General features: G+C 44.9%; 14 protein-coding genes. 4 read left to right on the plus strand and 10 right to left on the minus strand.

Annotated elements, in window-relative coordinates; all coding sequences use genetic code 11:
* Window positions 1–163: 163 nt before the first annotated feature.
* A complete protein-coding gene (locus V6669_RS23205; RefSeq protein WP_338588276.1) occupies window positions 164–1,444 on the minus strand; it encodes an XRE family transcriptional regulator in 1,281 nt (426 codons plus the stop codon).
* 202 nt (window positions 1,445–1,646) lie between these two features.
* On the opposite strand from V6669_RS23205, the gene fabV reads away from it, so the two are divergent.
* Window positions 1,647–2,840, plus strand: a complete 1,194-nt coding sequence (fabV, locus tag V6669_RS23210) for an enoyl-ACP reductase FabV (protein ID WP_338588277.1) — start codon at window positions 1,647–1,649, stop codon at window positions 2,838–2,840.
* A 190-nt stretch (window positions 2,841–3,030) separates the two neighbouring features.
* On the opposite strand, the gene V6669_RS23215 is transcribed toward fabV, so the two are convergent.
* From V6669_RS23215 to V6669_RS23225, 3 genes are all read right to left on the minus strand, one after another.
* Window positions 3,031–4,278: a crosslink repair DNA glycosylase YcaQ family protein gene (locus tag V6669_RS23215; protein ID WP_338588278.1), complete on the minus strand. Its 1,248-nt coding sequence runs from the start codon at window positions 4,276–4,278 to the stop codon at window positions 3,031–3,033.
* Window positions 4,279–4,394: 116 nt separating this feature from the next.
* The gene (locus V6669_RS23220; protein ID WP_315938477.1) at window positions 4,395–4,622 is read right to left on the minus strand and encodes a hypothetical protein; all 228 of its coding nucleotides are present in this window, start codon (window positions 4,620–4,622) and stop codon (window positions 4,395–4,397) included.
* A 164-nt stretch (window positions 4,623–4,786) separates the two neighbouring features.
* Window positions 4,787–5,905, minus strand: a complete 1,119-nt coding sequence (locus V6669_RS23225) for an NADH-dependent flavin oxidoreductase (protein ID WP_338588279.1) — start codon at window positions 5,903–5,905, stop codon at window positions 4,787–4,789.
* Window positions 5,906–6,129: 224 nt separating this feature from the next.
* On the opposite strand from V6669_RS23225, the gene V6669_RS23230 reads away from it, so the two are divergent.
* Window positions 6,130–6,564 (plus strand): MerR family transcriptional regulator, encoded by a 435-nt coding sequence (locus tag V6669_RS23230; protein ID WP_338588280.1) that lies wholly within the window; start codon window positions 6,130–6,132, stop codon window positions 6,562–6,564.
* Between the two features lie 242 nt (window positions 6,565–6,806).
* On the opposite strand, the gene V6669_RS23235 is transcribed toward V6669_RS23230, so the two are convergent.
* Window positions 6,807–7,403, minus strand: coding sequence for a restriction endonuclease (locus V6669_RS23235; RefSeq protein WP_338588281.1), 597 nt, complete (start codon window positions 7,401–7,403; stop codon window positions 6,807–6,809).
* Between the two features lie 261 nt (window positions 7,404–7,664).
* Between V6669_RS23235 and V6669_RS23240 the strand changes: the two genes are divergently transcribed.
* Together V6669_RS23240 and V6669_RS23245 are read left to right on the plus strand one after the other, a co-directional pair.
* Window positions 7,665–8,933: a hypothetical protein gene (locus V6669_RS23240; protein ID WP_338588282.1), complete on the plus strand. Its 1,269-nt coding sequence runs from the start codon at window positions 7,665–7,667 to the stop codon at window positions 8,931–8,933.
* 352 nt (window positions 8,934–9,285) lie between these two features.
* On the plus strand, window positions 9,286–10,053 hold the full coding sequence (locus tag V6669_RS23245) for a putative RNA methyltransferase (RefSeq protein ID WP_338595024.1): 768 nt from the start codon (window positions 9,286–9,288) through the stop codon (window positions 10,051–10,053).
* A gap of 124 nt (window positions 10,054–10,177) precedes the next feature.
* Here V6669_RS23245 and msrA read toward each other — a convergent pair whose 3' ends face one another.
* The 5 genes from msrA to V6669_RS23270 all read right to left on the minus strand — a co-directional run bounded on the left by msrA (window position 10,178) and on the right by V6669_RS23270 (window position 15,526).
* Window positions 10,178–10,693: a peptide-methionine (S)-S-oxide reductase MsrA gene (gene msrA, locus V6669_RS23250; protein WP_338588283.1), complete on the minus strand. Its 516-nt coding sequence runs from the start codon at window positions 10,691–10,693 to the stop codon at window positions 10,178–10,180.
* Window positions 10,694–10,873: 180 nt separating this feature from the next.
* Complete coding sequence (locus V6669_RS23255) at window positions 10,874–11,131, minus strand: GlsB/YeaQ/YmgE family stress response membrane protein (RefSeq protein WP_062835823.1); 258 nt, start codon at window positions 11,129–11,131, stop codon at window positions 10,874–10,876.
* Between the two features lie 308 nt (window positions 11,132–11,439).
* Window positions 11,440–12,744, minus strand: coding sequence for an AAA family ATPase (locus V6669_RS23260; RefSeq protein ID WP_338588284.1), 1,305 nt, complete (start codon window positions 12,742–12,744; stop codon window positions 11,440–11,442).
* Window positions 12,744–14,207 (minus strand): RtcB family protein, encoded by a 1,464-nt coding sequence (locus tag V6669_RS23265; RefSeq protein ID WP_338588285.1) that lies wholly within the window; start codon window positions 14,205–14,207, stop codon window positions 12,744–12,746. The genes V6669_RS23260 and V6669_RS23265 overlap by 1 nt, the downstream gene beginning before the upstream one ends.
* Before the next feature lie 500 nt (window positions 14,208–14,707).
* Complete coding sequence (locus tag V6669_RS23270; RefSeq protein ID WP_036617064.1) at window positions 14,708–15,526, minus strand: TerC family protein; 819 nt, start codon at window positions 15,524–15,526, stop codon at window positions 14,708–14,710.
* Window positions 15,527–15,571: the final 45 nt, after the last annotated feature.

A 15,571-nucleotide genomic window follows, 5' to 3' on the forward strand; every position in this document is an offset into this window, starting at 1 on the left:
AACGCTACTGACAACGGTATGTCAGTAGCGCTATTCAACATTTTTGGGTTTTATTCCTGTTACTGTAGATGCGATGGTATTGGCGAACATAGGTGGTACATACCAATGTACTCTTCCTGATTAACACCCTTTATTGCTAGAATTACTTTTATTAATCCTGTCTCTATTTTTTGCGTAACAGATATACCAGCTTCCGATAATACATCGCTGCTTCCTTGTATTTCCGCTGATCCTCGGATACTACGGCCAACCCTTCATATAACGGTTCAAGCCGCATGACATGCTGCGCGGATTCAAAATAAGGCAGACAGGCCAGCGCCCGCTCCATGAAAACTTCGCGATCTCCATGCGCAAGAGCGAGATGGCTCTGGTAGAAGGTTGCGCTCATCTGCTGGTCCTGTGTGGTTGCACATTTCAAGAGTTGATCTACACTTTGCGCCAGCACGCCCCAGTTCTTCCGCGCCAGAGCCACTTCGCACCGATATACACTGACGAGCGGTCGCATCGCGAGCTGTGTTTCTTCCGTTTCCTGCTGCAATAGCGATTCAAATCGTTCAATCTCAGCCTGTGCCTGATCCAGTTCACCTGTCATTGTCAGCATGACAATCCGATTGTTCGCAATCGCCGTCACCAGATCTCCCTGGTTGCCGGCATACACGAGGTTTGCCTCCGCCATGGTTAATGCCGAGAGTGCCTCCTGAACCAGCCCCATTGCGAAACAATAGCCACTATATGCCACATATAACCCGGACAACCGGTGGAACATCCGCTGATCATAGACATGACGCATCGTAAGCTCAAATACCTGTTTTGCCTCTTCATACTGTTTGACCTGAATGTAGGCTTCCATCTTGATATTTTGCACAGACAGCCAGAATTCACTGCCAGGAAGCGCCAGCTCACTGAGCCTGGTTGCATGAGTTAATACATCCACAAAGGCCATTTTGGAGCGATAATATTGTATTTTATAGAACAAAAGTGCTTTGGCTAACGGACGCGGCAGATCAATATCATCCGGACGACCGTACTTCTCCAGGTAAAAATTAAGGTAGGACGTATGTATATACTCATGAGCCGTTGCATCGTTTAATTGTTGATAATAGACCGCCTTCATCAAGGCCGTTGTCAGCTCGACGGTCAGTGTGTCATCCCGATCTGCCAATGCATGCACCGCATCTTCGGATATCGCCGACGCTGGAACAGACATTTGTTCGAAGATGGCCTCGGCCCGTTCGAGTGTTTCCTCGTCCTGAGCCGCAGCTTTTAGAATATAGGAAGGGGATACCCCAAGACGCCCGGCGATGGCTTCTGCCAAGTCCTCAGGTAGAGGATAACGATCAGCCAGGATATTGGCAAAGTGGGCCTGCGTGACCAGACCTTCCACAAGGTCTTTACGGGAGATTTGTTTTCTTTTGCTTAACAGTTCAATGCGTTCCTTCAGCATGGTATCCTGTCCTTTCTATCCTAACAAGCGAGTACATTCTATTCACATCATCGCAAAATTAGAGATATAACGCCACCCTTCCGGCGAAATCAAACGAAACGGTTTCCGTTTCCGAGGTAATTGTTTTACAATAAGAAAGTATGTGTAAGCGCATTTTATCGAAATGCTGAAACATGAGCTGAATATGAAAGGATGCAAATAAATGATTATTAAACCAAGAACACGTGGTTTTATTTGTACCACTTCCCATCCTGTAGGTTGCGCTGCGCAAGTGCAGGAACAGATTGATTATGTGAAATCCCAGCCTGAGCTGAAAGGACCCCGTAATGTGCTCGTCATCGGTGCTTCCACTGGATACGGACTGGCGTCACGTGTTGTCTCTGCTTTTGGGGCGGGAGCGAATACGGTCGGCATTTATCGTCCAAGCAGTTCCACAGAGAAACGTACAGCGTCAGCAGGTTGGTACAACTCCGCTGCATTTGAAAAAGCCGCTGAAGAAGCAGGCCTCAAATCGTACAGCATCACAGGTGATGCATTCGCAAACGAAACACGAGACAAAGCCGTTGAACTGATTCGCAGTGAACTCGGTCAAGTAGATCTGGTCGTGTACAGCGTAGCCTCGGCACGCCGTACTGATCCGAACACGGGTGAAGTATTCAACTCTGTACTGAAGCCCATCGGACAATCCTACACAAACAAAACGGTAAACTTCCACACAGGCGAAATCAGCTCCGTTACCCTTGAACCGGCAAACGAAGAGGAAATTCGTCAGACGGTAACTGTTATGGGTGGAGACGATTGGGAACTGTGGATGGATGCCCTGCAACAAGGCGGCGTGCTTGCTGACGATGCAACAACCATCGCTTTCTCTTACATCGGTCCTGAACTTACTCATGCCATTTATCGTGATGGTTCCATCGGTCAGGCCAAGAATCATCTGGAAGCGACAGCACATAAGCTGAATGATCGTCTGAGTGCCAAAGGTGGACGTGCGTACGTAACTGTAGCCAAAGCGTTGGTGACTCAATCCAGCTCCGCGATTCCAGTAGTGCCGCTGTACATCTCAGCATTGTACAAAGTCATGAAAGAAAAAGGCTTGCACGAAGGCTGCATCGAGCAATTGCAACGTCTGTTCGCTGATCGCCTGTATGCGGGAGGAGAAGTTCCAACCGATGCAGAAGGTCGCATTCGTATTGACGATTGGGAGATGAGAGCTGACGTTCAGGAAGAAGTGGCGAAGCTCTGGAACGAGTTGACCACAGAAAACATCTACGATCTGTCCGATCTGGAAGGTTACCGTCGCGAATTCTTCCAGCTGTTTGGTTTTGAAACCGATGGTGTGGATTATGAAGCAGATGTTGATCCCAACGTTGAAATGCCTCATCTGGTGAACTAAAGAAGTTTTTGCGTGGACGTGAGCTTAGGTTTTCGTTAGAGCTAACTGCGGATATCATGTTAAAACTAATTTTAAAATCAAATGAAGAAGGAGGGGCCTTCTGGCTCCTCCATTTTTTTGTTCTTTTTAGTTCCTCCCCCCCTTAACGATTCCAATTTCCTTATCCATACACTCCTTCGTATATCCCTAATCAAATCGATTTAAGTTGCTTTTTCAGCTCTTTTGGTACCGTCTTCTCGATATTAATGGAACGCGCTCCATGCATGGATGCAAAGAATTGAAGTCCCTCCCGAAAATCCGTAATCCATTCCTCCACAGGTGGAGCAGCCTCTTCCATCGATAACAAACGAACGGTAAGTACTCCCGTTTTGCGATCAAGTCGTGGGTCCATACGTCCAATCAACCGATCACCGTGAAGAATAGGCATGGCATAATAACCGTAGGTTCTTTTCACCTCTGGCGTATAAATCTCCCACTTATAATGAAAATCGAATAAATCGACAATACGTTCTCTTCTCCATAACAGGTTGTCCAGTGGCGGCAGGAAACGGACCGGGCCTGATGGATCATAGTGTGGCTCTTCCCTCTCCATGTGCAGCAGCAAATCCTCATCTTCAGCACGTATATAATAAGGCGTGACCACGTCCTCCACCTTAAGCGGGATCATTCGCCCATCTGACACACGGTCAGCAATATCGGCGCGTCGTTCAGCCGCTGTAGATTTTAGCCAACCCAGACGGGGATCACGGGCATCTACGACACGATACGCATGAATATATTTATCCAGCAGAGCCTGTCTCTGGGCCAACACATCCATGTCTTCTTTTATCGTAAGTCCCTGTTGTTGCAATCCGGATTCGGTAATATGAAAATAACGTTCATTCCCCTGCCTCGCCACCACACGAATCACAGCCGAGTCTAACAGTAAATTCAGAGCAAGTGTGGTATCCTTCGTCTTTGGCACATCTGCACTGTCCCAATAACCACTTACCCGTTCAACAGCACGGAAGGCTCTGGAAGGTAAAGGTCCTTCTTCCTTCAAACGTTGTAACACATGCTGAACTGTTTTCTCCAGACCTTGCAGGGACGGAGCCAGACGCTCCCTTAATCGGGCACGCACAGGTTCCAAGAGAGCATAGTCCTCGATTGGAATGACACAGGCAGCATTTGCAAAATATTCAAACACCTTGTGATCACTCAGCAGCGTATTTAAGCTGTCAGCAGTGTAACCAGGATCACGAGCACCCAGCACCAAATGCTGGTTTCCGGTTACAGCAGCCACAGGATCGATCTGCACACAACCAAGGGAGCGAATCAAACTCAAAACTTGATTGGGTCCCGAAGGTAAGGAAACTGCGGGCCAACGTCCCAGTAAAGCTTGCGTTTGCAGCAAAAAACGCCGAACGATTTTTTTATTCATGTGCAGCGCTGTTGTCATATGTATAGGTTCTTCCCTTCATTAGATATACAAGGATTCATAGTTCAGTTCATTAAGATTGATTTTAACAGTCCACATCATTACTTTCCAACCAAAGAAAGAATTCAATGTCTTACTTATCCAGCAATCCGGTCCTTATGGACAAAATAAAAAGAAGCACCACCATCCTGGATGATCTGCTTCTTGTGTTTGACCTTTTGCAATTTTTCCTGCTTCGTAGGCATGAGCCGCACATGCTGGGATAACGCACCATAATCTCCGTTAACTCTTCGGCTCTGTTCCGAGCACCATTGACCTGACCGCTCTGCTTTACGTAATGCTTTTTGTGTTTGTGTACGTGCCATAATGAATCACACACTCCTTTGGTTGATATACACTCAATATATCATGTGCAGCTATGCAAGTGAAGGTGAAGCTTTTTTTGTTGAAGCGGATAAATTAGTACAACTGTTCTTGAAATCAAAAAAGGCAGCTATTATTAGCGGCCTTTTTTGATCTTTCATCTTCTTTATTGTTCAACTTTAAACCATGGACCTGCATTTTGTATGACACCCCATAGTTTCGCTGGCAACACAAGATCTCTAACGTTAGATGATTTAATCACGTTTTGAATTTCCAATTCTCTTCCTTGTTGAACTTTTTCAACCCACTCTGGATCGGAGATTAATACACGTCCAATTACCGCCAAAGAGAGTCCTCTCTCCATGCTTTCAGAGACATCCTCTGGGCTTTCCAAGGCACCCGCTGCAATTACAAAAATTCGATTGTTGGCATGTTCAACAATCAGCTCAAGATACGTTTTTTTGTTATCTTGGTTATATTTTGGTTTTGACGTAAGGGCTTGTACCAAGGAACCATGAACATAATCAACATTTTCTTCAATCAGTTTATCAATCAGTGCGTAAGTATCTTTCATTCTAAGGGCATCTTGTTGATGTTCCTCTGGGGAAATGCGGTAACCTAAAATAAATGGTTTTGTCGAATATCTCTCAATAGCTTTTTTCACCTCTCGAATAACAGCTATTGGAAAACTCAGACGTTTTTCCAGTGATCCCCCCCATTGATCTTGACGTTTGTTGAAGAATGGAGATAAGAAGCTTTGAAGTAAAAAACCGTGGGCTCCATGGAGTTCAACACCATCAAAACCAGCTTCAATTGCACGTCTTGTAGTTTCACCGAACGCATGAATAATTTCCAGAATTTCTTCATGAGTAAGCTCTCTAGGGGATACTGCTTCAGTCAGAGCAACACCGCTCGGACTTACCACGTCACCATTAGGAACTAATTCAGCAATCGCTTTATCTCCAGCATGGAACAATTGAAGAATTGCTGGAGCTCCTCCACTCTTAGCAGCATCTGCCAATTTTTTTAGACTAGGGATAAATGAATCATTATATGCGGCGAATTCATGTGTAAATCCAATACCATTGGGTAGGACATGAGTACAGCCCGTGATAACTAAACCTACACCATTCACTCTTTTTTTATAATATGCAACTTCCTCATCGGAAATCGTGTAATCATCATTACTTGACCAAGTCGTCATCGGAGACATAACCACTCTATTCTTTAAGGTAATCCCTTTATTGAATGTAAAGGGGTCAAACAATTTATTAAATTTACTCATTCTACGTTCTCCTTTATATTTTGATTTCTAAGTGCTTATTCATGGAACAGATGAAGATAACCTTATCTCATCCATCCCAATCACAAGTTCTACACAAGAATATCAGGTTAACCTAAGGGGAAGTAAAGTAGGAATTGACACGTAACTTTAAACGATTTTCTTTTAAAAAATATTCTATGTGATAAAATAACAGTTACAGTAACTGTAACTATGGAGGCGATCAGATGTTTTTTTCAATGAAGTATGTAGTGGAGAATTATAATATTACTGCAAAGACACTTCGATTTTATGAAGAGCAAGGGATATTACCGAATATTTCACGCGACGAAAAAGGGAATAGAGTTTATACCGAACAACAAATCGATTGGATTTCTTTTATTCTTTGTCTCAAAGAAACAGGAATGCCGCTTTCTAAAATTAAAGACTACAAGGAATCCTATGAGATGGGGAACTCCACCTATTTAGAAAGAGAGGAAATGTTAAAGAAACATAAAATTGAATTACAAAAGAAAATTGAAGAAAGTTTGAAACATATGGAAGAAATAAATTATAAATTAGCTATGTATGAACTTCAAAAAGATGAGGTTAGGAAAAATCCTAACCACAATTTTAAATGTCACGGCCTTGAGGTGAACATTGTCGATACCAGAGAGGGGTGAATCAAATATTCGAAATGTTACAACTAACAGATGAACAACCGGAGCGAAATATCCATCCAGAAAAATAACCAGTCGCCTGTATCTAACTAGCGATTGGTTATAATCGTTTTAAAATCTGCATCTGTCGTAGTCATCCTTTTTTTTTGAGGGAGTATCCACGGTTTAAACGTTGATCCTGACTACATTATTACTTTTTGATTATATTTGAAAAATCTACGTTGTGGCACATTAATACAATGAAACTAGCGAGATTGCCGCTTTCGCCGGGACTGCCACGTCTCGATTGGTTCATGATCATCTTCTTCGATCAGTTCCAATGCTTCTTCCACTCTTCTCGCTTTGAATAACAGGATTAATTCCATCAGGTCTTCTCGGTCCAGCAACTTCACTCCATTGACTGCTGCAAGCGTCCGACAGGCTTCGGTGTAACGAGCGGACGTTAATACAATTGACCGGTCGGCTTCATAATAACGCATGGATGTATATATCTCCTGCACTGCACTCAATCCTACAGGATGATTCGCACCATATCGCTTCGCTTGTATCACACTTCGTCTGCCGAGTCTATCAACAAACACCAGATCTGCCCCAAAATCCCGGCTGCTCGTTGTCTTATGCACCTCCTCGTACCCGAGCTCTTCGAATAAATGATAGAGATATAATTCAAATTCCGAACCATCCTCCATCTTGTCGATGTCCTTTATTGTGATCTTACGAGGATTGGCTTCACTTCGGATCCGCTGCCCGCGCCCGATAACCCGCCGAATAATCCAGGCCAGCAACAACAATATGATGATACATCCAATGACCCATAGGGTCACATTTTCACTCCAGTTCATAGCTGTTCTCCTTGTTCATTTCCTATGTTCTATCCAACGTCTTACGCAGATATGGCTTGTCACCGCACTAAATATATCAGACTTCCACCTTCATCGAAAGAAGATGAATTCCCTGTAACCGCTAGACTTCACCAAACATGGTTATTTCGATAAACCAATGATAAAAGGTTACAGTGTGTTCGGTTGAATTCAGCTTGACTTTAATGGTAAAATTCAACAATCGGTTCTATTTTGAACCGAAGAAGAAAGGTGGTTTATCACTTGCATACATTGACCAAACACAAGTCCAAAACATGGGCTGCCCTCATTCTCAGCGGCATGCTCCTCTTCACCATGAATACAACAGGTTACGCCGCTGCTTCAACCGAATCCATGCCCAAACCGGCTTGGACGTCATCTTCCCTGATGTTATCTGAAGCTAATACAGAGAAAGATGTTCTGATTAAGGGAATCCATGCCGTGCCATCCAAAAATCTTGTATATGTACATGCCTCCCAGCCCGTGACCAAAACAAGCAGCAAAACAACACTCGACTGGCAACTGGACTCTCTCCAAGCATTCGATGCTACAACTGGACAATTGAAGTGGAATACGATATTCCATGAGAAAAGTGGTCCTTATACCACCTACTCCGATTCGGTATATGCCAGCAACGGTACAGCTTATGTGTATATGGAATATTCGGACAAAACCAAAAAATTGTACTCTTTCAATACATCCGGTAAAACCAACTGGGTCAAAACGGTGAATTCACCTGCAAGCATATCCCTATTGGATAACGATACGCTGATGGTTGCTTCAAGTCAGGGCGTGCAATCAAATGGTTCGATTCGCTCCGCCATCTCGTTATATGACAAAAAGGGCAAGCTGATTACCGAAAAGACCATCAACGGCAACGTGCTTAAGGCTGACCATGGTCGAATTGTAGTGGATGCCAGTAAACAAACCAAGGTAGGCAACTTCTGGCAGCAAGCTGCGAATCCCAAAGTGGAAATCTATGATCGTACGTTGAATCGTCTGTCCTTCTACCAATTCCCTGCCAATGCAAATACACTCGGAGATGGCGGCGGTGAATCGCTGGCCATTCTGGACGATGGTTCCATTATTATGCGTGCGAATTTCGAGAACACCGGTAACCGACTGATGGGCTTTGGCATCGATGGCAAGCTTGCTTGGGGACGTGCCATTGCTGGTGATGCCTACATTCAGACGGCTGGCAACGGTTATACAGTCTTTACAGGGCAGAAGCTGGAATTGTACACGATGAAAGGCAAAGTGACTGAGCGTACATTCAAGGACGCACAGCCTGCGTTGATGCATGTCGACCAGACACAGGATGGTCAGTATCAGCTTGATTTTGCCAAAACAGGATACATTCTTGATTCACAGACGCTGGAAGACGTGCATATCTACACGACCAGTGCCTCGGTTCCTTCATTAGAAGGTGTCTCTACTTATGTGGATGATGTCATCTATTCCATGAACAATGAGACATTGTCCAAATATGCATTAAAGGTTGCTGCAAAATAATGAACAGAGCGCTTCTGTATGACCGCCTAAACGGTTGACAGGGCGCTCTTTTATTTCAAATCCGCCTGGCTCACCTTACTTGTCATTTCTTCTCATCCTGTTATACTGGTAACGTTCTCTTGCTTCACCCTAATCTTGATAGGCCAAAGGAGCTTAGCCTTCCTATGATTATTCAGTTCATTCGATACAGATAACTTGGGGCATAGCCATAAACCTCTTTTTTTGAATTTTGTGCAGAGGTTTATGGCTATGCCCTTTTCTTCAGTTATCCAAATCTGAATGAATGGGGTGTTTTTCCATGTCAGTCCATCGCAGAGAACGTAGCGCTGCGCTTATTAATCCATACATCCATATGTTGAACTGTCCCATTTGTCATAGCCCTATGGCAACCATTAACTCAGGGAGCATTCAATGTGTGTCCAGGCATAGCTTTGATCTTGCAAGACAAGGCTATATCAATTTCATGACACGTTTTGTCAAGGGCAACTATGACAAACGTTTATTTACAGCCAAAAGGAATATCTTATCGGAAACCGGTATTTATGCTCCTTTGACCGAAGTACTACGCAGGTGGATTGCACGTTATTCCGTTGACATCAGCTGTCCCGTGCATATTCTGGATGCAGGCACAGGAGAGGGAACATTTCTGCAGCAGATTACGCAGAATACTCCAGCCGTTGGCTGGGGCATCGACATTGCCAAAGAAGGCATTGCCATGGCTTCCTCTGCCTACAACCAGCAAATTTGGTTTGTCGGCGATCTGGCATGCAGTCCGTTTGCAGAAGGTCAGCTGGACATCATCCTGAATATACTTTCTCCTTCCAACTATGAAGAGTTTGGACGAATTCTGAAAGATGGGGGATGGATCATCAAAGTCATCCCTCGTGAACGATATTTAATTGAACTGAGAGAAATGCTATTCCTGAATCGACCTGATCGAGCAGACGGCCGGGAACTTACGCTGGACAGATTTCGCAAACATCATCATCTCATCGCCAGCATTCCGCTGACCTACACGCTGCCCGTCACCGCAAACATGCTGGATTCACTCGTTCATATGACACCACTTTCCTGGCATCTGTCGGAAATATCCCGGATGGGCGTCGAAGATTACCATTGACGTAGAAATACTGGTGGGAACGAACAATTAGATAACCGTTATGGCTGATTTCAGCCGCCATACAGCAAAAGAGCCGGGCGAGTTCCAACTGGAACTTTCCCGGATTTTCATGTGATCTGATGCATTATTTCCAATTCTCGTCTATAAATTCGTCCCGTCCGGATAACGCACGGTCTTCCTTATAATGTTTCTCGTTTTTCTTGTGGTAATCCTGATGATAATCTTCAGCCGGATAGAATATAGCTGCATCGCGAATTTCCGTAACAATCGGTTGACTGAATCGTCCGCTGGCTGCAAGTTCCTGTTTGGACTGTTCAGCAAGCTCACGTTGACGTTCATTATGCACAAAGATTGCCGTACGATACTGTGTTCCCCGATCCTGGAACTGGCCTCCGTCATCCGTCGGATCAATCTGTGGCCAGTACAGCTCCAGCAGTCGTTCATAAGGGAATACATCTGGATCAAATGTAATCTCAACCACTTCGACATGACCGGTCTCCCCGGTTTTGACCTGCTCATATGTTGGATTGTCGACGTGGCCGCCAGCATAACCCGATATAATGCCATGAATGCCCGGTTGTTCTTCAAACGGTGTAACCATACACCAGAAACATCCGCCGGCGAATGTAGCTTTTTCCATTCCGTTCATCCCCTCTTATCTAAACTACCTATACAATACTGATGCTAAGAGTTACGCATGTATCCTTATATTCTAAAACAACAAGAGGTTGATTGAAAGCCATTGTTATGGCTCTCAATCAACCTCTTCATTGGTAATGCATTTAGCTGACAACTAATTCAAGAAATTATCTTGATGAAGTTACCCGCGACTACGTCCCATCGAACGGAAGATCAAGCTTACGATGGCTACAAGAACGATCGCACCAATCAATGCAGGTACAATGTGGAATCCGCCCATCTCAGGACCCATATCGCCCAAGATTACTCCACCTAACCATCCACCGATGAAACCAGCAATGATGTTACCAATAACACCACCTGGAATGTCACGACCAACGATCAAACCTGCCAACCATCCAATGATACCACCGATAATTAATGACCATAACCAACCCATATCATTCACCTCTAATTAAAGTTTTTGTTGTTGTCTGTCTACTATTAACCGCTACAGAAGCATTTAAACAATTGGCATAAAAATTTTTGCATATTACCTTTTGTCCCCATGCATCTCTCTCTGCAAAACAAGCCTTAGTCAGGTATGGAACAGATCGCGTTACTTTCCGGCATCTCACCAGCTCAGGGCTGCGTTATGTACCTCCCGAAAGTCATTGTATGTTAGAGCAGACAAGGTTAGTATCACCAATTGAGGTAGGATTATTTATAAAATTGCGTCATATTATAGGATGGATGGGTTAGATCTGATCAATAAAAGCCTGCACGGCCCTTACCTGGCTGCGCCAGCCAAGTATGTTTGTGGCTCTTATCCAGCTCGCCACGCATCGACTGAATGACTTTTACAATGTCTGTCTGTCCATTCTGATGCCATTCGAGCGCAGCGCTCACATACAACTCACCTAGCTGTGCAAGAGAAAACGTGTCGGTCAGACGAGCTGCTTCTACTGTGCCTTCTTCACCCGCAAATATGGTGAAGCCTCGTTGGCGCAAGTATTGCAAGCGCAGCGCTTCATCTGGCAACGGAATTTCATAAGCCCGGTCAAACCGTCCAGCACGGTTCATGAGGCCAGGATCTATTTTCTCCGGATAATTCGTTGTCCCGATCAAGAAAATTCCTTCCTTCGACGTAGCTCCATCCAATGTATTCAGGAAAAAGGAACGGACTTCATCCGGCATCGAATCGATGTCCTCAATGATCAGTACCATTGGTGCCAACCGCTTGGCAGCCTCGAACACTTCACGCACCGATTCACTGTTGGTATACTCCGTAATCTGCCAATACGCAGCCGGGCCCGGGATACTTCCCGCAATGGATTTCACCAACGTGGTCTTACCATTCCCCGGATGCCCATACAATAGAATGCCCCGTTTGTACGGGATATCATAATCTCTGTAAAAAGAACGATCTGCTTCGAAGAACTGATCCAGCGAGCGGAAAATATCCTGCTTGATCCGTGCCGAGAGAACAACATCCTCTCGTCCCACGGAGCGAGTGATGGATTCCACATGGCGATCGCTGCCATTCCGGGCATCGGTGTAGACCGTTACTTTTTTCATATTTTGCTGACGTTCCCGTTCCCGGACACTTCCCAGAAATTGCTTCATCTCCTCATCACCGACGGCAAAGACAAAGTCTTCACTGTAGATCCCGTTCTCTCGGAAAAACGGAACACGCACAAGCGCAACGCCCCATTTCGGATAGGCAAATACGTTATTGCGAATGGAGTAATGCACACCATAAGTGGGTACATCTCCATCATCGTCGTAATGTAACGTCTGAAGCTCCAGATCCTCGAATATACGGGCTACCAATTCTACTTCGTCACTGCCATTTTGCAGGTCTTCCCGGAGTAACTCCCAATATTCATTGTTCGGGTCAGAACTGGCATAAAGCTTGTACTCAACTCCATAGCGCTGATGGAGCGCCTCACTGATTCCACGAATCAGCCTTGAATAGATAGCGTACCCTTCCACTCGAATTCGAGTATCATGTTGTTCGTCATAGGTATAGATCGCTTGAGTTGGATCTGTTTGTTGTTCGTTTATTGTCATTATTTCGCTCCCTTTACCGCTACAAGCGGTTTGCATTTGGCTACAACTTGAGCCAGGCCTGCGCCGGTAACACTGTCTATAATTTCATCTACATTTTTATAAGCCTGAGGTGATTCATCAATAATGGTTTCAAGTGAGCGTTGATTTACCACGATCTCATCTTCTGTACCCACACCTAGTGCCGCGGCAAAATCTTCCACGCTAATCAATCGTTTCGTTGCCGTCCGTGAACGGATGCGACCCGCACCGTGACATATTGAATAATAATTATCAGCACCCTGCGGCTGACCTACCATGATATATGAAGCAGTTCCCATGGAACCGGGAATAAGCGCCGGATGTCCAGTTGCCAGATAAGGCTTCGGATTGTCCGGGTGACCTGCCGGCAACGCACGTGTCGCCCCTTTGCGATGCACAAAAACGGAACCTTTGTCTACGTGAGATTCCTCCCAGGCATAGTTGTGCATCAGATCGTATAACGTACGGAATTCACATTTGGAGCCAAACACATCCCGGAATGCTTCGCGAATAGCATACGCAATCAGGTGCCGATTGACAACAGCGTAATTCAATGCAGAATACATCATGTTCACATAATGACGACCTTCCGCATGCTCCAGTGGAGCAAAGACCAGTCTGGGATCGGATGTACCCAGGTTAAGCCGCTGCATGACTTTGGCAATCGCTGACGAACTCGTCTGACTTACATAACCACCCCATGCACGAGAGCCGGAATGAATCATGACCACGACTTGTCCATCATACAATCCCCAAGCTTCGGCGATTTCACGATTCTCTTCAGCGATCTCAATCGCCTGGATCTCGGCAAAATGATTCCCCCCACCCAATGTTCCGAGCTGACGATGCGAACGATGCCACGTCATATCAGGAACATGGTTTAACACATCCTCATCATAACTGAACTTACTGCTTTCCACATGTGTCATCGCGGTTGATTTTTTTGGTGTATAGCTGTCGGGAATATACTTTTTGGGTAAACCATGCAGTCCTTTACGAACGATATGCTCCAGTCTGATATCCGAGTAATGACCTCGCTGGTTCGCCTCCATCGGCAATACTTTCTCAATGGCCTTGACGAGTTTACGGCGAAGCTTGATGTCTTTCAATTCGTCCTTGTGCAAATTCGTCATATGCACTCGCATGCCACAGCCGATGTCACTACCCACGATGGAGGGAGAAACGTATCCGCTGTGGGCATCCCACACGGCTGTCGTTCCAATGCACGTACCTACACCGACGTGTACGTCTGGCGTGTAACTCATATAAGAAATTCCCGGAATCTGCAGATTATTGTTTGCCATCTCGAATACCTTGTAATCGAGCGAGGAGAAGAGCTGTTGCGCCGCATATACGGTTAGGTCGCCTGCAGGCAATTTCACTTCATGCCGGTAACCACCTGCGATTTCATTTGGATTGGTAAATAAATTAAATTTTGTATTCATAAAAGTGTATTATTCCTTTCTGTACGTTCAGCAAATTCGGTTTGCTGATTCATCTGTAAAATAAAACTAAAAAAAGCCATAGGCTAATCGCCCATGACTTCTACTGAATGACAATAACGGAGAACAGAACAGCATACATGCTGTGTGTCTGTCATCCATCGCTATAATATAAGCGAAGAACGCATATCGATTATAAAAACCGCTAAACGATATGCCTATCCCCTATGTCGACCGTATGAGGCCAATGAAACGATGAGCCGGATATGCTATTGTGTCTACGTTGCGCCCTGTTTGAATCAAATCATAACCAAGCATCATGTCTCTCGGCCTCCCTTCGTTAATGTTAGTCTTATATTAAGGGGACTAGAATTCATGTGTCAACCCTTTTCTTGGAAATTGGTCCATGGTGTAGATTACATATGTAAACAAAAACAGGAGATTGTCCTAGGACAATCTCCTGTTTTCCAAATAATAATGATGTTGTTAGCGTAACATGATTATTACAGTCCTGCTTGTTTTTCCAACTCTTCAACCGGATTTTCGTCTTCTTTTTCAGGAACTTTGGAAGACAGGAACCAACCACATACCGCAATGGTGATCAGTACAATATAGAATCCGAATTTCCAAATTTTATTTTCCGGGAAATGCTCATCCAGAACACCCAATGAAGGGTGTGCGAGTGTAATAACTGCCAGCTTAACCCCTACCCAACCTACGATTACAAATGCCGCAACTTCAAGTCCTGGACGGGAATGAAGCAATTTCACAAAGTATGAGGCTGCAAAACGCATGATCACAAGCCCGATGAATCCACCGAGGAAGATAACGATAAACTGTCCACCGTCGAGTCCGCCAATTGGAGGCAATCCACTTGGTGGCAACGCCACGGCCAAAGCAACAGCAGCCAGAATGGAATCAACTGCAAATGCGATATCCGCTACTTCGACCTTGAAAACGGTCATCCAGAAACCGGATTGTTTTTTCGGTTTCTTAGGCGTTGAATCAGCTGCTTCATCTGTCTTATTGCGACTACCCAGTATCTTTTTAACGATATGGTTAATCGAAATATACAGGAGGTACAGGGCACCGATCGCTTGTACTTGCCATACATCGACGAGGAAAGAGATCAGGAACAACGAACCTAAACGGAAAACAAATGCACCCATCAGACCATAGAACAACGCTTTTTTGCGCTTATCTTCAGGCAAGTGTTTAACCATGATTGCGAGTACCAATGCATTATCTGCTGCGAGTAATCCTTCAAGGACAACTAAGACAGCAAGCACCCACCCATATTCTAATAATAATGAAACATCCAAAATTGACTCCTCCTTAATATTCTTATGATGTACAAAAAAAAGGAC

This window comes from Paenibacillus sp. Y5S-9 (assembly GCF_036894235.1).
GTDB lineage: Bacteria > Bacillota > Bacilli > Paenibacillales > Paenibacillaceae > Paenibacillus.

What these genes read in the sequence shown, in the direction of transcription:
- V6669_RS23220 (WP_315938477.1), bottom strand. Translation starts at nt 4,622, where the DNA reads ATGGCACGTACACAAACACAAAAAGCATTACGTAAAGCAGAGCGGTCA.
- V6669_RS23235 (WP_338588281.1), bottom strand. Translation starts at nt 7,403, where the DNA reads ATGAACTGGAGTGAAAATGTGACCCTATGGGTCATTGGATGTATCATC.
- V6669_RS23230 (WP_338588280.1), top strand. Translation starts at nt 6,130, where the DNA reads ATGTTTTTTTCAATGAAGTATGTAGTGGAGAATTATAATATTACTGCA.
- fabV (WP_338588277.1), top strand. Translation starts at nt 1,647, where the DNA reads ATGATTATTAAACCAAGAACACGTGGTTTTATTTGTACCACTTCCCAT.
- V6669_RS23255 (WP_062835823.1), bottom strand. Translation starts at nt 11,131, where the DNA reads ATGGGTTGGTTATGGTCATTAATTATCGGTGGTATCATTGGATGGTTG.
- V6669_RS23205 (WP_338588276.1), bottom strand. Translation starts at nt 1,444, where the DNA reads ATGCTGAAGGAACGCATTGAACTGTTAAGCAAAAGAAAACAAATCTCC.
- msrA (WP_338588283.1), bottom strand. Translation starts at nt 10,693, where the DNA reads ATGGAAAAAGCTACATTCGCCGGCGGATGTTTCTGGTGTATGGTTACA.
- V6669_RS23265 (WP_338588285.1), bottom strand. Translation starts at nt 14,207, where the DNA reads ATGAATACAAAATTTAATTTATTTACCAATCCAAATGAAATCGCAGGT.
- V6669_RS23215 (WP_338588278.1), bottom strand. Translation starts at nt 4,278, where the DNA reads ATGACAACAGCGCTGCACATGAATAAAAAAATCGTTCGGCGTTTTTTG.
- V6669_RS23260 (WP_338588284.1), bottom strand. Translation starts at nt 12,744, where the DNA reads ATGACAATAAACGAACAACAAACAGATCCAACTCAAGCGATCTATACC.
- V6669_RS23245 (WP_338595024.1), top strand. Translation starts at nt 9,286, where the DNA reads ATGTTGAACTGTCCCATTTGTCATAGCCCTATGGCAACCATTAACTCA.
- V6669_RS23225 (WP_338588279.1), bottom strand. Translation starts at nt 5,905, where the DNA reads ATGAGTAAATTTAATAAATTGTTTGACCCCTTTACATTCAATAAAGGG.